Below are 18,773 nucleotides of genomic sequence, written 5' to 3'. Positions count from 1 at the left end.
TTTGGAAGCCAAATAAATGATTGTGTCGGTAAGAAATACAGCAGAAAAACCTGATTTTGTAAAGGAAAGTAAGAAACAGAAGCCTGTGGAGCCTCAAATGAAGCAGGAGTATATGAGGGGCCGGTCACGAGATGGATCTCAACCGTTATATACGGTAAAGGTTAAATCGACAGATCTGATACTGTTCACGACACAGTTGGCGGTAATGCTTGACAGCGGGGTGGTGCTTAGTGATGCTCTTGATGCTATTGCAGAGCAATCCGAAGAAGGTGTACTCAAAATGATAATTATGGATGTGGCAGAGGCGGTCAAGGGCGGTGAAAATTTGTCGAAGACGCTGAGCGCATATCCGAAGGTTTTCAGCTCGATGTTTATCAGTATGGTCAAGGCTTCGGAAGCATCCGGTAAAATGGTAGAAATGCTCGAGGTGCTTAGTGGCTATCTGAACTTTGAATTCGAAACCCGCAAGCGCATCAAAGGGGCCCTTACGTATCCGATTGTAATGGCGTTGATGGCTGTGGCTGCGACAGGGACGCTGATGTTCTTTGCTTTGCCGAGGTTCATGAAAATCTATGAATCCAGAGGTGCCGCCCTTCCCAAAATCACTCAAATACTTGTTGGTTTCAGCAAGATATTAGGGGATTTCCAGGCAATGACGGTTATTCTGACGACGATTGTATTTGCCTCAATGGGATTATATTACTGGGGCAGGACGCTAATGGGGCGGCGGGTGATAGATTATCTAAAAATCCACACACCTGTATTTGGCACGATGTTTGTCGACACGCTCGTAACTCGCAGCATGCGTATTATGTCCACAATGGTCAATACGGGCGTGAGCCTGCTGGATACTATAGAGGTGATACAAGGTTCGTGTGAGAATTACTACTTCCAGCAGCTCTGGGCAGGAACAGACAAGAAAATTCGGGACGGTTATCAATTGTCGGAGTCGATACTGATTTCGCAGGACAGCGAAGGATACGAAAAACACCTAATTGCCCCCGGGATTGTCCAAATGCTCCGCGCCGGCGAAAAGAGCGGTAAACTCGGTGAAGTTTGCGACAAGGTATCGGTCTTTTACGGGAAAAAACTCGAGGCTTCTATAGGGGCTGTTATGGCTCTTATAGAGCCGGTAATGATAGTAATTTTGGGCAGTATTATCGGGACTATTGCGATAGCCCTGCTGCTGCCCGTGTTTAGAATATCAACCATAATCAGCCACTAACGTTACTTGTTAGATACGAACTTTCCTGTCGGAAGAAGTCAAGCCGCTGCTTTTCTGTATTCTCAGGATTTGCCCTTTTGATTTTTCAGGAAAAAGCATCCTTTTTTACTGGTTACGGAGGATTTTATCTTAAATAAACTTTGCTGCAGAAAAGACTTGCAAATATAATAATGGCTGGCTATAATGCCCCGTTTACGGTTTATAATATTCTGTGAGGTTATTTGAGAGTCTAAGTGATTATTGAATTGTCGATTAAGTATTCAGGAAAGGATTTGTCCAAAAGATGATGACGGTTCAGGAAAAAGAGAAAATTATCAGTGATTTTAAGCTCCACGACGGAGACACCGGCTCGCCTGAGGTTCAGATCGCGCTGTTGACGAAAAAGATAGACTACCTTACCGGCCATCTTAAGATTCATAAAAAAGACCACGCATCCAGGCGTGGTTTGCTGAAAATGGTCGGAACCAGGGCGGCATTGCTTAAATACATAAGCAAAAAAGACGTCAAGCGTTATCAGGAAACCATATCCCGGCTCGGCCTGCGGAAATAAAAGAGTACGAAAGCCAAAGTGCACAAGTAACGTGTGATTTTTGCACCCATAATTGAGGTTTGTATATGTTTGATGTATGCAGAGTAGAAAAGCAAATCGGGGGAAGATTGTTATCCATCGAAACCGGCAAAGTTGCTAAACAAGCAGACGGAGCGGTTGTAGTTCAGTACGGCGATACCGTTGTTCTTGTTACTGTGGTAACAGCGCCTCCGAGGAACGAGGAAATCGATTTTTTCCCGCTAAGCGTTGAGTATCGGGAGAAGCACTGTGCTGCGGGCAAGTTTCCGGGCGGTTTTATTAAACGCGAGGGCAGGCCGAGCACGAAAGAAATTCTGACGGCAAGAATGATAGACAGGCCTATTCGTCCGTTGTTTCCCGAGGGCTATTTTCAGGAAGTTCAAATCATAGCAGACGTTTTGAGCGCAGACAATGTGAACGACCCTGATATTTTGGCAATGGTAGGTGCCAGTGCTGCGCTTACGATAAGCAAAATTCCGTTCATGGGCCCGACCGGCGCCTGCAGATTAGGCAGAGTTGACGGCGAATTTGTGGTCAACCCCACGTATCAGCAGCTTGAGACAAGCGACCTGAACCTGCTTCTTGGAGGACGTAAAGAAGCGTTAAATATGATTGAAGTCAGCGCGAAGGAATTGCCGGAACAGGTTATTGCTGATGCGATTGCAACAGCACAACAAACGATTGTCCAGGTTTGTGAAATGATTGAGGAGCTCAAAGAAAAAGCCGGCGTCGAAAAGGAAATCCCTCTTGTGGAGATAGACGAGGAGCTTTACTCGCAAATTAGTTCACAGACGGCAGATAAATTATACGAATCCAAGCAAATACCAGTTAAGCAGGAACGCAAAGCTGCTGTTAAAGAATTAGTTGAACAGCTTAACACGGAATATTGTGAGGCGGTGAACGGTGCTGAGCCTAAATGTACCAAAGCGATGCTTAAACGAATCTTCGACAAGATAGAGGGCCAGGTTGTCCGCAAGCTGCTGCTGGAAGGTAAAAGACTCGATGGCAGAGGTTACAATGATGTTCGCCAGATAGTTTGTGAAGTAGGCTTTTTGCCGCGGACGCACGGGTCGGCGTTATTTAGCCGGGGAGAAACACAGGCGATAGTGAGCGTAACCCTCGGCACTGTCCGGGATGCTCAGATTATAGATGGTTTGATGGAAGAATACGCTCAAAGTTTTACGCTCCATTACAATTTCCCGCCGTTTTCCGTCGGCGAAGTACGTCCGGTTCGCGGGCCAGGCCGAAGAGAAATCGGACACGGCGCTCTTGCGGAACGTGCGCTGGGAGGCGTGAGGCCGCCGGAGGCAGAATTTGCATATACCGTCAGGATAGTATCTGATATTACGGAATCGAACGGTTCCAGCTCGATGGCTTCGGTTTGCGGAGGTACGCTCGCTTTAATGGATGCGGGTGTTCCAATCAAAAAACCGGTCGCTGGCATATCAATCGGAATGGTCAGTGACGCAAAGGGGCGGTATGCATTGCTGACAGACATCATTGGCGAGGAAGACCATTACGGCGATATGGATTTCAAAGTTGCCGGTACTGTTGACGGTATTACGGCGATACAACTCGATATCAAAGCTGAAGGGCTTGCGCATAATATTATGGCCGAGGCGCTGGAGCGGGCGAAAACAGCCCGTCTGGAGATTTTGAAGATTATGACCGGCGTCATCAGTCAGCCCAGACCCGAATTGAGCAAGTATGCGCCGAAACTGATAAGTATCGAAATTGACCCTGAGTTTATCGGCAAGGTGATTGGACCGGGCGGAAAGATGATTAAAAGTATTCAGGAGCAGACCGACACAACGATTGAAATCGAAGAAGACGGAACTATTTTTATAAGCTGCATAGATGGTGACGGCCACCTCAAGGCCAGGGATATTATCGAAGGGATGACCACGCCTCCGGTAGTGGGGCGGATATATGAAAACTCGAAAGTGGTGTCTGTAAAAGACTTTGGAGTATTTGTTGAAATCACGCCCGGAGTGGAAGGGCTGTGTCATATCAGCGAACTAAGCACCGGCTACGTCAAAAACGCCGAAGAGGTATGCAAAATGGGTGATTTGATACCTGTGAAATTATTGATGATTGATGAGCAGGGCAGATTTAAACTTTCCCGCAAGGCCGCTCTCGCTGAGCTTAACAAGGGCGAAAAGGCACAAACCGACAGTAAAAAATAATGGTACTTTGGCCGGGGGGCAAAGTTAAAATGCCGGGCGGCAGTGACAATCTAATTTGTAGATTTAAACGGTATGCGGGGGAAATAGATGCAAAAGAGTAAAAACGAACATTTCAAACAGCTTGAAGAGTTAAGTAAGTTAACCGGCGAGCTTGCTCATGAAATAAAAAATCCCCTTTCCACCATCAAGGTCAACCTTGAGCTTGCGGCCGAAGAACTGCAAAGGCCGGGTAAAAACGACCAGACGGCAGCGAGAGCTCTCAAAAAAATTACCGTCGTTCAAAAAGAAACGGATAGACTCGGGCAGATTCTTGACGGTTTTCTGCGGTACGTCAGCAGACCCGAACTTCAGCTCGCCGGTGTCAATGTCAATGAGCTGCTTAGTGATATGGTTGATTTTTATTCGCCCCAGGCGTACAGTAACTCAATAACGATTCGGCAGGGTTTGTCGAGTGAGCCGCTGGTTTGCAAAGTTGATGCAGGTATGCTAAAACAGGTTATATTGAATTTATTTATTAACGCACAGCAGGCGATGAATACCGGCGGTGAACTGATGATAAGAACATCCAGGCAGAAAGAAAAAGCGGTGATTCAGATTAGCGATACCGGCAACGGGATAGCGGCGGACAAACTGCCCGAGCTTTTTAAGCCTTATTGTTCTTTTCGGCCGAGCGGTACCGGTCTGGGGCTGGCCACCGCAAAGAGAATAGTCGAGGCACATAATGGCACAATAACCGTTGACAGCGAACCCGGCAAAGGAACATTATTTACGATAAAACTGCCTCTTCAGGCCGATTAAGGATATATGAGCAAGGACATCATAGTTCTGGTTGTAGATGATGAGCATGACCACGCCGACGGCATTGCCGAGGCGCTCCAGAAATGCTGTGCAAAGGCGATTGCGGTTTACAACGGTTCTGATGCACTGGAGATTCTTCGCAGCGAAACGGTTAATGTTGTTGTTACCGACCTGAAACTCGGCGGTGACATCGACGGCCTGGAAATACTCAGCCAGGCCAGGAAATATAATGCCGATACCGAAGTTATTCTGATAACGGCCTACGCTACTATTGATACCTGCAAGGAAGCAATGCGGCGGGGGGCATACGATTATCTTGTCAAACCCATCGACATTAATCAGCTTCGCACGCTTGTGGGGCAGGCAGGCAGAAAGGTCTCTGCTGCGACCCGCCGTCGAACTGAAGTTGCCAGAGCGGGCGCTGGGGATTTCGAATTTGAAGGTGTGCGAGGCAAGAGCGCCGCGATGAACGGGGTATTTGAGGTGCTTCGGCGTGTTGCCCCGACAGATATATCTGTTTTGATTGAGGGTCGCTCCGGAACGGGCAAGGAACTGCTGGCAAGAGCTATTCATTATAATTCCAAACGCGCCGATAAACCTTTCAGGCCTGTTAATTGTGCGGGACTAACGGAAACGCTGCTTGAAAGCGAACTGTTCGGCCACGTCAAAGGGGCCTTTACCGGTGCAGCAACCGATAGAAAAGGCTTGTTTGAAATAGCCGACAAGGGAACACTTTTTCTGGACGAGATTGGCGATATGCCGCTGAATATGCAGGCTAAACTCCTGCGAGTCATTGAAGACGGGGTTGTTAATCCGGTTGGCTCCAGTAAGCCGATTGTCGTGGACGTGCGAATAATCAGTGCTACAAATCATGATTTGACGTTGCTTATAGAACAGAAGAAGTTCAGGCAGGATTTATATTTCAGAATCAAAGGGGTCGGGGTTTCTCTGCCTGACCTCTCTGACAGGGCGGAAGACATACCTGATTTTATCCGGTATTTTATCGAAGAGGCTGTTGCCGAGACCGGCTCAAAGGTTACCGGTATCACACAGGCAGCCATGAATATTCTTACAGCTTTCAACTGGCCCGGGAATATTCGCCAGCTTCGAAACTGTATCAGAACAATGGTAGTGATGTGCGACCGTGAAAAGCTCGATGTGGCCGACGTTCCCCCCGAAATATATCAGGTGCGGCAGTTGACAGCCGGCCGGCCAAAACAGGACCGCACGCTCAGTGAGCTTGAGAAACAGGCCATTATTGACACGTTGGCAAAGACCGGTAACAACCGCGAAAAAACCGCCAAAATCCTCGGAATCGGCGAAAGAACGCTCTATCGGAAGATAAAAGAATACAATCTGTAAAATTTTCCTTTTGGGGCTTATCCCCGTAATTCCCGCAAAGAATCCTGTTTTTATCGGTTTTTTCTTGACATTTCTCTTCGAAACAGGTATACTAATGATCAATGGGGTGAGAATTCTTTTTTAATCCAAATGCAGTCAAGTTCTGGTTAATTATTAATTCTGCTGAGCTGAAATTAAGACCGCACCTTTTGCCAGAGAGTTATAATTATTCAGGATGAGGAAAATGATGAAAAGACGGTACGTCTTCATATTAGTTATTGCGGCTTTGTGCGGCAGTATTGCTCTGGGAGGCATTCCCAAAAGCGGTACTTTCGATGTTGCCGGCCCAACATCTGTCAGCTTTGCCCCAGTCCCATGGACATCTCCGAATCCTTACCTTTATACCTATCTGTGGCCTTTTGCTGCGGATGATTTGTATGAAGAAACCGAGCCTGGTTCAACGTATAACCTGGCCTGGGTGTCGCTTTCGGCCGGGGCTTTCACCGTTACGGATTACGGTGAAAAAAGTGGTAACCTTGGCATACGGGTGAGTCACTATACAGGTAGTACCCAGACGTTTGAGGCCTGCATACTCACATTGGATTTTGTCGGCAGCGGCAGTTTTGATATTTATCTGCCCGAGTTCACGGTTGGAACGGGTGAAAATATGTTTTTTTGGGTATCGCAAAGCGGCGCGACATACTATGCGAATTCCCTGAAGGGGGTAGGTTTTCCTGATATGTCAGCTCTTACAGCTATGGCGGCGGGCGATGAATATCTTGCTGGAGTTCCTGAACCGGCGACGATTTTCCTGCTCGGCCTAGGCGGCTTGGCGGTGCGAAAATTTAATCGCAGAACTCATAAGGCATGTTAATATTTTTAGTAGTATCACTTTCTATTTATTGATTTCCGCGAAAAAAAGCTGCTTTTTGTAGGCCTTTTTCCCTTGACATTTTTTCCTTAATCGGATATGTTATTTCTAAAGGAGTGGTGGTGGAACAGCTTTTTTCCCAAGCTTTCACCAAAAAGAAATTTCATTCTAGAAAAACAAAAAGGAAGAAAGGGGTAGCAGATGTTAAAAAAACAAATTCTTATATGTTTGGTGGGTACGTTGTTGAGCGTCTCGGTTGTCGGAGAAGCCGACATTATTCAGTTGATGTCCCCTTCTGAGTTCATTTATTCTGCAACAACCCTCAGCTTTGATGATGGACCATCAGGTGCCGCTGCTAATACTCGCTATCTTGATAAGGGTGTTGAATTCTCAAGAGATGACGGCTACGATATATTCCTTTACGATGTCCAAAGCTTAGGTGATGTTACGACTTCGCCTCCGAACGTCATTGCAACAGTCGCAAAATTCCCCGCAATTACAACTTGGGCCATGCACCTCAACGCGATTTTTTCATCACCGATTTACGAATTAGGGGCGTTCTTTGGAAATGACCAGGGTTATGGTTATACGGCAACTACGCTTTCAATCTTCGATATTGATGGAGTATTATTGGATTCGGTTGTAGTCCCGACTAACAACAACACGAATGTAGACCAGTTTATCGGTTTGCGAAGTGATGTGGCTTTTTATTTTGCTCGGTTTGAAAACAACGGCGAATGGTTGGCCGTAAATCTCGATGATATGGTCTTTACAGTTCCTGAACCGGCGACGGTTTTCCTGCTCGGCTTAGGCGGCTTGGCGATTATAAGAAAAAGTAGCTTAAAACATAAAACAAAGAGCATAAAGCCATAATTCAAAATTGTTTTAGCCGCGTTAGTTTTGTATTTTGAGCTTTGGTTTTTAGTTTTTCGCTTTGCGTTTTACGCTACTTGAAACTGCAAATCTCGTGTCTTAAGCCAGTTACCATTTTTTTAGTTTTCCATAAAAAATCTTGTTTTTATCAGCCTTTTTCCTTGATATTTTATACCGAAGAGGTATGGTTACAAAGAAGATATAGTTTCACAGAAGGAGAGTGGTGAGAGAGTTTGGTTTGTTTTCTGCCAGGCTTTCCTCCCACAAAAAGCTAGTTGCTTTATAGCCCAAACGCGGTAGAGGCACAATTGTATTTTGTTGCGAAAGAGCCTGTAGAGAAAGGGAGAAGGAAAATGAAATTAGCCGATAGTTCCAAAATGGGCGGCACAACCTCTTGGAGAGCCAATGTAAACCGAGGCATCAAGCCGTCGCCCAACACATGTTGCATTTGTCACAAGTTAGCCATTCTGTTTGCTGTGGCCATGCTCGCAGCACTTGCTCATCCGATCTTTGCTACCACCTATACGTGGGATTCTGTGGTCTCCGGCAACTGGGATAACTCAGTTCTGTGGGACCCGGATGGGATTCCTGATGACACCGCCGATACTGCTACGATTAACGCGATGGGCGGCGCCTATACGGTTAGTCTGAATATCAGCCCTACCCTTTCAAATTTTACTTTGGATTCCGCCGACGCTACGCTTTCAGCTGTCAGCAAAACACTGACAGTGGAAGATAGTGCTTTGCTGCTGGACGGCAATGTGCTTTGGCAAAGTTCCACGTGGGCCGACGACGGTGCCGGCACGCTAAACAATAGTGCCAATATGACAGTACGAGGCACTTCAGCCATTAACACAAATACCTTTGCCCAAAATGGGCAATTGACAATTCAAGGTTTTTACGCAAACCACGCCGCACTAACAGTGGCAAATGGCTTTACCAACTCCGGCACCATTAATCTGGACTCAATCGATGGTGCATATCAATCGAGGCTTAATGTTACCTCCGGCACACTTACGAACGAAGGCCAAATCAACATAAATGAAGGCACCGGTGGTGTGCGAACACTTGGGGCAAATCTGAACAACAATAACACAGTAAATATCAATGCCGATACGACTTTCCTAAAGTCCAGCGGTTCATACACAAACAACGCCGATTTAAATATTGCTGCTGATAAGACGTTGACAATCTCGCTCAACAATCAGACATTCAGCCAGAACGATGGAACATTAGATGTCGATGGTGCATTCAGTATGAATTCAGCTACGTTCAACTTTAACGGTGGAACGATTACCGGCAGTGAGTTGATGATACAGAACTCATCATTGAACATTGGTCCGGGCTCAACCGGGGCAGCCGGCTTTTCCGTTCGGGGTGGCAGCAGCACCTTGAGCGGTGATATCGCGCCCGACCAGACGGTTACGGTTCTTGGCTGTCTTGGCGGGGGGCATGCTACGCTGACAGCAGCCGATGGATTTACCAATAGCGGTGTCATAAATCTGGAGTCGATTGATAGTGGCTATTACTCAAGATTTTATGTTACCTCCGGCACACTTACTAACGAAGGACAGGTCAATGTTAATGAGGGCAGCGGCGGTACTCGGACGCTTTCAGTTGGACTGGCTAACAACGGCATAGTAAATATCAGCCGAACAGTTGCTCTCGGCAAAACCGGCGCGGCTCATACCAACTCAGGAGACTTTAGCATCTTGGAACTGGAAGCTATAGTCACCGTCACGGGTGATACGTTCATTAATACGGCCGGCGGGACAATTTCCGGGATTGGGGCACTGAATATCTCAGGCGTGGACTTCGTAAACAGCGGAATGGTAAGCCCCGGTCTTTCGCCTGGCATTCTAAGTATTACAGGTGACTACGTTCAATCCGATACCGGTATATTGAAAATCGAAATCGGTGGTACAGTTTTAGGCACCGATTATGACCAGTTGGCCATCGTAGGCGACGCCTTCCTTGATGGTGACCTCTTTGTATCGGCGTTTGAGGAATTTATCCCCGCCCCGACAGATATATTCACTATCCTGACAGTCTCCGGCACCGGCAATACTATTAGCGGTGTATTCAGTAATGCCATCGGCACTGTCAATTTCATCGGTGGGGGGACGTTCGATGTACTCTATGACAGCACCTCAGTTCAGCTAACTAACTTCGTTCCCGAGCCTTACACTCTGTCAATTCTCGGCTTAGGCGGGTTAATTGTGCTGAGAAAACGAAAAAATAGCAGATAGGACATCGTAGTTCGGTTCACGACTCATTTTTTTAGTAGCAGGTTGGGTTTCTTTCGTTGGAGCCATTCGGGTAATTGATCGCGAGTTACCTTTTTCCATAATCCTCTCTTTTGGCTGCGGGCGGCAGCTTCTAACTGCTGGTATTTGTTGTAGAGACTGTGGCGAAAGCGCAAATCCGCGTAAGCGAAACCCTCGGATAGCAGTGCCTCATTCAAAAATCTGCCGTCAGGTAATTTAACATAAGCAAGCAGCCTGCCGTATTTGTCTCTGGTGCGACGTTCTTCGAGATAAACAGTGCCCAGTTTTCCGAGGGCTGATTTCGTGGCAAAATCAGCCGCCTCGGGGCCGAAATACATAACGCCTGTTTTAGTGTTTTTGGTCTCAGGCGTGTCAATTCCCCACAGCCGTATTCTTGTGTTATTGTATTTGTCGTCAGGTATGTTTATGTCAATGGTGTCACCATCGACAACTTTTAATACGGTGAAGGTTTTGTCGTGATATTTTTCAAAATCGCGGCTGTTTGTTTGTTCGCCGGATTCGGGCTGGGCCTGCAGGCTGCGTCTAATAGGGCTATGGTCGAGCCAGACAAATGCTGCTACCAGCAGCAAGCAGAGGATAAAGATGGCGGAATGCCTGCGTTTGCTCATTGCCAAAGCGGGTTTCTTTCGTTTAGGCGGCAGCAAGGATTCGCTAATCCTTATTTTGTTCGCTCTTTAGAAGGCTTATCCAACTCAAAGGCGGCAGAGACGACCCTTAAGGCTTCATCGGCCTGTTTTATACTCACTACGCAGCTGATGCGGATTTCACTGGTGGTAATCGAATCGATATTGATTTTGGCCTTGGCTATAGCTCCGAACATCTTCTCAGCCACGCCATAATGAGTCCGCATGCCGACGCCGACCACGGAAATCTCGGCAATATCATCGCGGACAAAAACATTATCGCAATTAATCTCACTTTTAATTTGCTCAATGGCTTCTTTGGCGGCGGCCAAATCCGAAATGCTGATTAAAAACGACAGGTTCGCCTTTTTGCTGCTGACCTCGGTTTGCATAATGTCGTTGACTACTACTTTGGCCTTCGCCAGCGAAGCGAAGATTCTTGCAGCATTCCCCGGTTTATTGTCTACGTTTACAAGGTCTATCTTGGCCATATCTTTCTGAACAGTTGCGCCTGTAACTACTACGCCTTCCATTTCTGGTACTTCGTGCATAATTATTGTTCCTTCTTTTTCTTCTGAACTGCTTCTGACGTGAATTTTGACATTGTATTTTTTACCGAACTCGATGGACCGTGAATGCATAACGCCGGCCCCGAGACTTGCCATTTCGAGTATTTCGTCGTAACTAATCTGCTCCAGCTTCACGGCCTCTTTAAATATCCGCGGGTCGGTTGTATATACCCCGTCAACGTCGGTATAAATTTCGCATTCCTTTGCTCCCAGGGCCGCGGCCAGCGCAACTGCGGTTGTGTCTGAACCGCCTCTGCCGAGCGTTGTTATGTTGCCGTCCTTATCTACGCCTTGAAAGCCGGCGACAAGAACTATTTTACCTTCATCCAGCTGCTTTTTAATCCGCTCGGCCCCGATGCTTTTTATTCTTGCCTTTGTATGGACATTGTCGGTCAGCATCTGGACCTGACCGCCTGTAAAACTGATGGCCGGATAACCTGCGGCGTCAAGAGCCATTGCGAAAAGAGAGACGGATTGCTGTTCGCCGGTGCTAAGCAGCTGGTCCATCTCGCGTTTTGGCGGATTCGGATTAAGTTCGAGAGCATCGGCGATAAGCTCATCTGTCTGCTGGCCGCGGGCAGAAGCGACTACCACGACCGAATAGCCGTTTTTTACCGCATTGATTACCCTCTTGGCGGCCCGGCGAATTTTCTCCGCGTTAGCAACCGAAGTTCCGCCGAATTTTTGCACAAGTATTGCCATTTCTTAGCTTTTCCTGTCAATTCTTCTAACTTTTTAAGAAATATTCCATCAATTCGGAGCCGTTTTCTATTTTAATTCCCGATTTTGCAGCATTGGCTTCGCTGAAAGTTGCGTTCAAAATGCCTTTTACACCGGTCCCTGCCATAGCAAATGGGACAGGCCCGCCCGAGTGCGCCCTTTTTATGACGGGGGTGGGGTGGTCCGGCAAAACGAGTATTCTCCACTTTTCGTAGCCCTGCAGCGCATCGAGGACAGGTCCGACAATATATTTATCAATCTGCTCGATGGCTTTTTTCTTCAGCTCAATGCTGCCGTTGTGGGATGCCTCATCGGGGGCTTCTATATGGATAAAAACAATGTCGTACTTATTGAGCGCCTCTATCGCAGCCGATGCCTTGCCCTGATAATTCGTATCGACAAATCCGGTAGCGCCCGGCACGTTTATCAAATCGAAGCCGATGAGCATTGACAGACCTCTTGCAAGGTCGACGGCGGTGATGGCGGCCCCTTTGAGTCCGAATCGCTTTTCGAAACTTTCCATTCGGGCCCTTTTTCCCTGTCCCCAAAGCCAGATGGAGCTTACCTGATTTTCGCCGAGGTCCTTTTTGATTTTGTTGATGTCGTGATTGATAAAAAGCTGCTGCGAACGGCCAATCAAATCGATAAGAATTTCGGCGCCCTTGCCTCTCGGCAAAATCTTCTCTACCGCCGTCCCTATATAGTCGTGTGGCGGATACGTCTTAACGTCGAAATCGGCGTCCTTGAAAACCAGCAGGTGCCGGTAGCTTACGCCAGGATAAAAGCGAAAGCTCTCTCCGCTTAACTGTTCGTTTAAGTCATTTATCAGCTTGCTGCCTTCTTCAGTGGAGATATGTCCCGCGCTGTGGTCTTCCATTTTGCCGTCGCTAAAAGTAACAAGATTGCACCGGAAGACCCAATCATTAGGAGATAGCTGAATATTGCGCGCCACCGCCTCTATCGGCGCCCGGCCGGTATAAAACTCCAGCGGTTCATAGCCGAGCAGGCTCATTTGCGCAACGTCGCTGCCGGGTTCGAGACCGGGCGGAATCGTCCGGACAAGCCCTAATCTGCCCTGCATGCTGATTTTATCCATATTGGGCGTTTCGGCCGCCTGGAGGACAGTCTCTCCTCCAAACTCCTCCAGGGGTTCATCCGCAGCGCCGTCAGGAACTATTATGACGTATTTGGCCTTCAATCCTTGTCCTCCGGGATATCGACTATCTGGATGCACACCGGTTTGCTGCAAACGGTATTGAGTTTATCCAGCCCTCTGATGGCTGTGCTCACCTTGCTTTGTTGCGTCGGGTGGGTGGTAATAACCACGGGAATAGTGTTGTCGGGGCCGTGACCTTCGTGTTGCAGGATACCGGATATGCTTATGGAATTTACGGCAAGAACCTTGCCGATTTGTGCGAATACGCCGGCCTGGTCCCTGACCATCAGTCGAATGTAGAATCTGCTGACGAGGTTACCGATTTTCTCGATTAACCGCTTCGTTTCGCTCCGAGGCTTCAGGTGCAGATGGTCAAAAGTGGTAGCGGAATTGCCCAGAGCGACATCGATAACGTCGGCGACGACTGCGCTGGCGGTGGGCATCATTCCAGCCCCTCGGCCGTAATACATTACTTGTCCTACCGCGCTGCCGAATATACTAATGGCGTTAAATGGGCCGCCGACGCGCGCAAGAGAATTGTCTTTGGCGATAAAAGACGGGTGCACCCGCAGTGATATCCTGCCGGCCTTGTCTTTTTGTCCGATTGCCAGTAGTTTCAGTACATATCCCATTTCGCCGCCGTAGCGGATGTCGTCCTTCGAAATTTCTTCGATGCCCTCGACGGATATATCGTCGAGCGAGATTTCGCACCCGAATGCAATCGAAGCCAGAATAGCTAACTTGTGAGCGCTGTCGCCGCCGCAGAGGTCTAAGGAGGGGTCAGCCTCCGCGTAACCTAACTTCTGCGCCTGTTTCAGTGCCTCGGAAAAGTCTTCGTCTTTGCTGGTCATATTGGAGAGGATATAGTTGCACGTCCCGTTGACGATGCCGTAGATGGCCATAATATTATTCGCGGCCAGTCCAGTCCTCAAGCCGGATATAATCGGTATCCCTCCCGCGCAGCTTGCTTCGAAGGCGATACAGCGATTATTTTCACGGGCGACTTTATAAAGCTCGTTGCCATATTCGGCCAGCAATGCTTTATTGGCGGTAACGACGTCTTTACCGGCCCGAAGCATCTTAAGCTGGATTTGCTTGGCGGCTTTCGTTCCGCCGACTAATTCGATGCCTATCTTTATAGAGTCGTCTTTCAGGAGTTTATCTAAGTCGTTGGTTAGAATAGCTTTAGGCAGCTTCACCGGCCGGGCCGATTTAGTGTCGGTATCGACCACGCAGGCCAGCTTTAGGCGCAGGCCGGTCTTGGCCGCGATAGAACCGCCGTCTTTAAGTAACAGCTTTGCCACCCCGGCCCCGATTGTGCCGAATCCGACAAGCCCGATTTTTATAACCTGTTCGCTCATTTGTTCAGTCCTTAAGATTATATTGGGCTGTAGTTTATAAATATAAGTTGCAATAGTCAATACACTGGTTTTTTTGTTGTAAAAATTGGACTTGGGTTCCAGATGCAGACGGGTTTTTGAGAGTTGACATGGTCTTGAGGAAGATTTATAGATAATTTAACAGAAACTTAAGGCCGGGAGATGCGGGTAGTTCAAATTGCGGATTTCGGAAAAAATAAGTATGGTGTCCCCAGATTTACGCCATGGGTGGTGCGAGATTCAGCAACGCTTCGATGGCGCCGCCCGAAGGCTCATCTATATCCGACGAGATCTTGCCGCTATGCGTCTTAAAACGCCATAAGCCGCTTCATCTGGCGGCGAAACACGAGCACACCAGCACGATGACAATAATGAGCCCCAGTCCACCGCCGCTCAGGTAGATATACGTGCCCTTGGCGAGAACAGGCGTAAGAACATTTGCGAGAGCAGTAAACAGGATAAGACTGCTAAATCTTAGATCTACCATATTAAGCGTTTGGCTGCGCAGCCAAGCCTGCTAATTCCGCAATAATATCAAAATCTGCTACCAGCGTACTTCTCAGCGAGTTACCTCATGGCATTCATTGCATTCATTGTGGTAGTGGTGGTGGTGGTGCCCGCAGCGTCTATGGTGCCTGTGGCAGCAGCAGCTGCTAGTAATGAATAAAGAAAGTACTAAAAGGATAAGTAATAAAATCTTTTTCATAAGTGTCCTCCTGTTATGTTCCCATACGGTTATTATTTGGTATTTCCCATATTAAACGCTTGGTCACGCAACCAAGCCATTGCAATTTTGCCGTAGTATGAAAATCCTCCTCTTACTACAATGATCCGATCTCTTCTCCTTTTATAAGCCCGCACAACAGCGAACTTACATAAATAGCATTTTACCACTTACCCATCTGGATTGTCAAGGATTTTCGGGAGACAAATTTGGGGTGCAAAAATCAAGGCAGGAAGTAGGTGATAGGTTTTACCATAGATGGGTTAAAAAAATCAATCAAAAGCGTAGCTACCTGCACACCAAAAACAGTAAAATCGAAAATTTTTTTACTTCTTTCCTTTTATAGAGTTACGAGATTTATCCGCCCCAGGCGAAACCGATTTTTCGCATCATTCGCGCAAGTTCGTCCAATTGTATAGAGGCAGTCTACTTGAAAGGAATTACTAATGAGCGGTTACCAATAACCAATTAATACTGTTTATAATTTACTTCTCTTTTTTTCTCTGTGGCTGATATTTCGGCAGCGGAGATTGTCTGTTTATAGCGAAAAAATCAATCAAAATGAATAAATTATGCAAAACGAACCCAATTTCCGAAATGCCAAAAATTGCTATAACATCAGTAATGACAATAACTACGAACAATGAACAACGAACTATGAACTATCAAAAACGAACCCAAACGAAGCCAATTTTACAGGGCTTCGCCATTAAGGATTTTGGAGAAATCGTCGGATTTGAGAAAGGCGTTGGGGCCATTGGGGTTATACTTGGTGAGCATTTTAAGACAAGCGGTGAATTTCTTGTCAAGCTTAGCTATGAAACAATCCGGCCGATTTTCAGTCCCCTCTGGAATTAAAAGCTGATATGCGTGCAAAGTCAAACGCTCGATAAGCGGTTTTTCGATTTGGTTTATGCCCAGCCGATATTCTGATTTGAATTCGGATAGAAATATCGGCATGTTGCTGCCATATGACGGGTCAATCGCCAGCGGTAAGCCGATGCTGGGCAGGTGGACGCGGATTTGATGTGTTCGGCCGGTCAAGGGTTGGACCGCCAGTAAGGCGACTCTGCCGAAGTCGGCGAGCAGTCGCCAATTGGTGACCGATTCCTTTCCCTTTTTTTTGGCGATGCACATAAGGGTCGTATTTTTGGGGTCGCGGATTAAGGGCGCATCGATTGTGCCTTGCCGGTCAGACACGAAGCCGGCCACGATAGCCAAATAAGTCTTTTGGACCAGCCTTTTTTCAAAGTAAGCAGAGAATTTGCTCTGCGCTTCAACATTTTTAGCCAGGAGCATCACGCCTGAGGTGTCTTTGTCGAGGCGATGGACGAGGCGCAATTGAGCGCAGATGGCGGGCGGGAGAATATCCTTAAGTTGGGCAGCGCCGGTGCGGTCTTTGGTAACCGATACACCCGCGGGCTTATTGACGACAAGGATATCGTCATCCTGATATATTATTTCGACCTTTGTCTTTGACATTTAGCCTCTTTTACAGTAAAAGAACGCATTATAAATTAAATAGCGAATAGTAGATAGAAAATAGTGAATTGACATGCAGATATCGCCGGTAAAAGGAACAAGGGATTTTTATCCGCAGGAGATGGCCGTTCGGAACTGGATAATCGACGGCTGGAAGAAGGTATCTCTGCGCAACGGGTTCGAGGAATACGACGGGCCGATATTCGAATACCTGCAGATGTACCAGATAAAAAGCGGCGACGAGATTATCGAGCAGCTTTTCTCATTCAAAGACAGGGGCGACAGAGATTTGGCACTGAGGCCTGAAATCACGCCTACGCTGGCACGAATGGTAAATCAAAAAATCAGCTCGCTGCCTATGCCTATCAAGTGGTTTTCTGTTCCGAGACTATTTCGGGCGGAGCGTCCACAGAAGGGGAGATTGCGTGAATTCTTCCAGTGGAACGTTGACATAATCGGCGTAGAGGGTGCGCTGGCTGATGCCGAGGTGATATTCTGTGCTTTGGATTACCTGCGAGAAGTTGGGCTAACGCCAAAGGATATTGTGGTGAGAATATCCAGCAGGAAACTGCTGTCAGCCATTCTCGAAAAGATGGGGATAGCTGATAAACGTTTGGATGCGCTGTATCCTGTGCTTGACAAAAAAGACAAGGTGTCGGCGGGGGAATTCAAGCAAATGCTCAACAAGAAGGTTGCGGACGCCAAGATGGCCGACAAGATACAGGAATTTATGGAGATTAAGGCAGTCTCGGACATCAAGAAGATGATCGAGCCGGACGACAAAATTAACGAGGCCATCGAAAAAATCGCGGTTTTGTTCGACTGGCTTAAGCGAATGGGAGTTGTGGAATATTGCCAATTCGACCCGGGCATTGTCAGAGGGCTGGCATATTACACGGACATCGTGTATGAGATTTATGACAAGCGAGGCGATCTGCGAGCCATCGGCGGGGGCGGCAGATACGATGATTTGCTGAAGCAGTTCGGTGGGCCGGCGATACCTGCCACGGGATTCGGTATGGGCGATTGCGTATTAGGTTTGATGCTCGAAGAACGGGGACTGTTGAAGCCGAAGCCGACAGGGATAGATTATTTTATCGCCTGCATAGAGCCGGAACAGACCCTGCAGGACGCCGTTAAAATAGCAGCAGAACTGCGGGCAAAAGGTTATTCGGCTGATTTCACTTACAAGGCCGCCAGTCTGAGCAGGCAACTCAAACAAGCCGCGGCCCAAAATGCCAGGAAAAGCATTATTCTCGGCGACGAATTCAAAAGCAATGAGCTTGTGGTTAAGGATATGACAACCAGTAAGCAAAAACGGATTAAAATAGACGCATTTTTCGCAGAGCTTAATCCGCCAAAGGCGGACTAAATCCAAGATGAAGGATATATCTGCCAAACCGGCTGCGGGACGCTTCGCCGCGATGAATCATTATGAGCGGGCTTTTGAAAGCTGGCTGATAGACAATCACATCCAATACGTTACGGTCGATGAGCAGAAGCGGGCGGAATTCCCGGCTTCGACCCGCTCCGCCGAGGCAAGCGGACCGTGCAAATTTAAAAGCTTCGATTTCCTTTTATATCCGCGCAATCAGCAGGTGATAATCGCAGAGGTAAAGGGCAGGGCCTTCAAGGGGACAAGTTTTGCCAAGTTAGCCGGCTTCGAATGCTGGGTCACGGCTGAGGACATCGACGGGCTGACGAAGTGGCAAGAGGTTTTCTCCGAAGGAAGTCAGGGGCATACCGCTGTCTTCGTCTTCGCATACAAAATAGAAAATATCGATGTTGATTTTGACGGCAGGGAGGTCTATGACTTTGACGAAAACAGATATATGTTTTTCGCCGTCAAGCTGGATGATTATCGAGTGTTTATGAAGCAGCGCAGTCCGAAGTGGCAGACGGTAACGTTGCCGGCCGATAAATTCCGCCGGTGCGCAGTGCAGATGCAAAATCTTTTGTTGTGATGTGAG

Annotated in this window: 16 protein-coding genes; 10 read left to right on the top strand and 6 right to left on the bottom strand. The window is 47.6% G+C overall.

The features are described 5' to 3' along the window. Positions 1 to 16: 16 nt before the first annotated feature. The 8 genes from PHG53_06365 (at position 17) to PHG53_06330 (ending at position 10,111) form a co-directional block, all read left to right on the top strand. Positions 17 to 1,225 (top strand): type II secretion system F family protein, encoded by a 1,209-nt coding sequence (locus PHG53_06365; GenBank protein ID MDD5381243.1) that lies wholly within the window; start codon positions 17 to 19, stop codon positions 1,223 to 1,225. Between the two features lie 283 nt (positions 1,226 to 1,508). Then, positions 1,509 to 1,775: a 30S ribosomal protein S15 gene (gene rpsO / locus PHG53_06360; protein ID MDD5381242.1), complete on the top strand. Its 267-nt coding sequence runs from the start codon at positions 1,509 to 1,511 to the stop codon at positions 1,773 to 1,775. A 65-nt stretch (positions 1,776 to 1,840) separates the two neighbouring features. After that, positions 1,841 to 3,979, top strand: coding sequence for a polyribonucleotide nucleotidyltransferase (gene pnp, locus PHG53_06355; protein MDD5381241.1), 2,139 nt, complete (start codon positions 1,841 to 1,843; stop codon positions 3,977 to 3,979). A gap of 87 nt (positions 3,980 to 4,066) precedes the next feature. Beyond that, positions 4,067 to 4,777 (top strand): ATP-binding protein, encoded by a 711-nt coding sequence (locus tag PHG53_06350; protein ID MDD5381240.1) that lies wholly within the window; start codon positions 4,067 to 4,069, stop codon positions 4,775 to 4,777. 6 nt (positions 4,778 to 4,783) lie between these two features. Further along, on the top strand, positions 4,784 to 6,139 hold the full coding sequence (locus PHG53_06345; protein ID MDD5381239.1) for a sigma-54 dependent transcriptional regulator: 1,356 nt from the start codon (positions 4,784 to 4,786) through the stop codon (positions 6,137 to 6,139). A 223-nt stretch (positions 6,140 to 6,362) separates the two neighbouring features. Further along, a complete protein-coding gene (locus tag PHG53_06340) occupies positions 6,363 to 6,992 on the top strand; it encodes a PEP-CTERM sorting domain-containing protein (GenBank protein ID MDD5381238.1) in 630 nt (209 codons plus the stop codon). Between the two features lie 198 nt (positions 6,993 to 7,190). After that, positions 7,191 to 7,862 (top strand): PEP-CTERM sorting domain-containing protein, encoded by a 672-nt coding sequence (locus PHG53_06335; GenBank protein ID MDD5381237.1) that lies wholly within the window; start codon positions 7,191 to 7,193, stop codon positions 7,860 to 7,862. Between the two features lie 353 nt (positions 7,863 to 8,215). Next, on the top strand, positions 8,216 to 10,111 hold the full coding sequence (locus tag PHG53_06330) for a PEP-CTERM sorting domain-containing protein (GenBank protein ID MDD5381236.1): 1,896 nt from the start codon (positions 8,216 to 8,218) through the stop codon (positions 10,109 to 10,111). Between the two features lie 23 nt (positions 10,112 to 10,134). On the opposite strand, the gene PHG53_06325 is transcribed toward PHG53_06330, so the two are convergent. From PHG53_06325 to PHG53_06300, 6 genes are all read right to left on the bottom strand, one after another. Then, a complete protein-coding gene (locus PHG53_06325) occupies positions 10,135 to 10,758 on the bottom strand; it encodes a thermonuclease family protein (protein MDD5381235.1) in 624 nt (207 codons plus the stop codon). A 50-nt stretch (positions 10,759 to 10,808) separates the two neighbouring features. Beyond that, positions 10,809 to 12,044 (bottom strand): aspartate kinase, encoded by a 1,236-nt coding sequence (locus PHG53_06320; GenBank protein MDD5381234.1) that lies wholly within the window; start codon positions 12,042 to 12,044, stop codon positions 10,809 to 10,811. A 25-nt stretch (positions 12,045 to 12,069) separates the two neighbouring features. After that, a complete protein-coding gene (locus PHG53_06315) occupies positions 12,070 to 13,260 on the bottom strand; it encodes a cofactor-independent phosphoglycerate mutase (protein MDD5381233.1) in 1,191 nt (396 codons plus the stop codon). Beyond that, positions 13,257 to 14,579 carry a homoserine dehydrogenase gene (locus PHG53_06310; protein MDD5381232.1) on the bottom strand — a complete coding sequence of 441 codons (1,323 nt, stop codon included), beginning with the start codon at positions 14,577 to 14,579 and terminating at the stop codon, positions 13,257 to 13,259. The genes PHG53_06315 and PHG53_06310 overlap by 4 nt, the downstream gene beginning before the upstream one ends. Positions 14,580 to 14,925: 346 nt before the next feature. Further along, a complete protein-coding gene (locus PHG53_06305; protein MDD5381231.1) occupies positions 14,926 to 15,084 on the bottom strand; it encodes a hypothetical protein in 159 nt (52 codons plus the stop codon). Between the two features lie 930 nt (positions 15,085 to 16,014). Beyond that, the gene (locus PHG53_06300; protein ID MDD5381230.1) at positions 16,015 to 16,803 is read right to left on the bottom strand and encodes an RluA family pseudouridine synthase; all 789 of its coding nucleotides are present in this window, start codon (positions 16,801 to 16,803) and stop codon (positions 16,015 to 16,017) included. 73 nt (positions 16,804 to 16,876) lie between these two features. On the opposite strand from PHG53_06300, the gene hisS reads away from it, so the two are divergent. Beyond that, on the top strand, positions 16,877 to 18,175 hold the full coding sequence (hisS, locus tag PHG53_06295) for a histidine--tRNA ligase (GenBank protein ID MDD5381229.1): 1,299 nt from the start codon (positions 16,877 to 16,879) through the stop codon (positions 18,173 to 18,175). A 7-nt stretch (positions 18,176 to 18,182) separates the two neighbouring features. Beyond that, positions 18,183 to 18,767 carry an HYExAFE family protein gene (locus PHG53_06290; GenBank protein MDD5381228.1) on the top strand — a complete coding sequence of 195 codons (585 nt, stop codon included), beginning with the start codon at positions 18,183 to 18,185 and terminating at the stop codon, positions 18,765 to 18,767. Positions 18,768 to 18,773 lie beyond the last annotated feature (6 nt).

This window comes from Phycisphaerae bacterium (assembly GCA_028714855.1).
Lineage (GTDB): Bacteria > Planctomycetota > Phycisphaerae > Sedimentisphaerales > Anaerobacaceae > CAIYOL01.
This window is presented reverse-complemented; position numbering and strand designations above follow the sequence as displayed.

What these genes read in the sequence shown, in the direction of transcription:
- PHG53_06300 (MDD5381230.1), bottom strand. Translation starts at nt 16,803, where the DNA reads ATGTCAAAGACAAAGGTCGAAATAATATATCAGGATGACGATATCCTT.
- PHG53_06330 (MDD5381236.1), top strand. Translation starts at nt 8,216, where the DNA reads ATGAAATTAGCCGATAGTTCCAAAATGGGCGGCACAACCTCTTGGAGA.
- PHG53_06350 (MDD5381240.1), top strand. Translation starts at nt 4,067, where the DNA reads ATGCAAAAGAGTAAAAACGAACATTTCAAACAGCTTGAAGAGTTAAGT.
- PHG53_06340 (MDD5381238.1), top strand. Translation starts at nt 6,363, where the DNA reads ATGATGAAAAGACGGTACGTCTTCATATTAGTTATTGCGGCTTTGTGC.
- hisS (MDD5381229.1), top strand. Translation starts at nt 16,877, where the DNA reads ATGCAGATATCGCCGGTAAAAGGAACAAGGGATTTTTATCCGCAGGAG.
- PHG53_06310 (MDD5381232.1), bottom strand. Translation starts at nt 14,579, where the DNA reads ATGAGCGAACAGGTTATAAAAATCGGGCTTGTCGGATTCGGCACAATC.
- PHG53_06325 (MDD5381235.1), bottom strand. Translation starts at nt 10,758, where the DNA reads ATGAGCAAACGCAGGCATTCCGCCATCTTTATCCTCTGCTTGCTGCTG.
- PHG53_06345 (MDD5381239.1), top strand. Translation starts at nt 4,784, where the DNA reads ATGAGCAAGGACATCATAGTTCTGGTTGTAGATGATGAGCATGACCAC.
- PHG53_06365 (MDD5381243.1), top strand. Translation starts at nt 17, where the DNA reads ATGATTGTGTCGGTAAGAAATACAGCAGAAAAACCTGATTTTGTAAAG.
- PHG53_06335 (MDD5381237.1), top strand. Translation starts at nt 7,191, where the DNA reads ATGTTAAAAAAACAAATTCTTATATGTTTGGTGGGTACGTTGTTGAGC.
- PHG53_06305 (MDD5381231.1), bottom strand. Translation starts at nt 15,084, where the DNA reads ATGGTAGATCTAAGATTTAGCAGTCTTATCCTGTTTACTGCTCTCGCA.
- PHG53_06290 (MDD5381228.1), top strand. Translation starts at nt 18,183, where the DNA reads ATGAAGGATATATCTGCCAAACCGGCTGCGGGACGCTTCGCCGCGATG.
- rpsO (MDD5381242.1), top strand. Translation starts at nt 1,509, where the DNA reads ATGATGACGGTTCAGGAAAAAGAGAAAATTATCAGTGATTTTAAGCTC.
- PHG53_06320 (MDD5381234.1), bottom strand. Translation starts at nt 12,044, where the DNA reads ATGGCAATACTTGTGCAAAAATTCGGCGGAACTTCGGTTGCTAACGCG.
- pnp (MDD5381241.1), top strand. Translation starts at nt 1,841, where the DNA reads ATGTTTGATGTATGCAGAGTAGAAAAGCAAATCGGGGGAAGATTGTTA.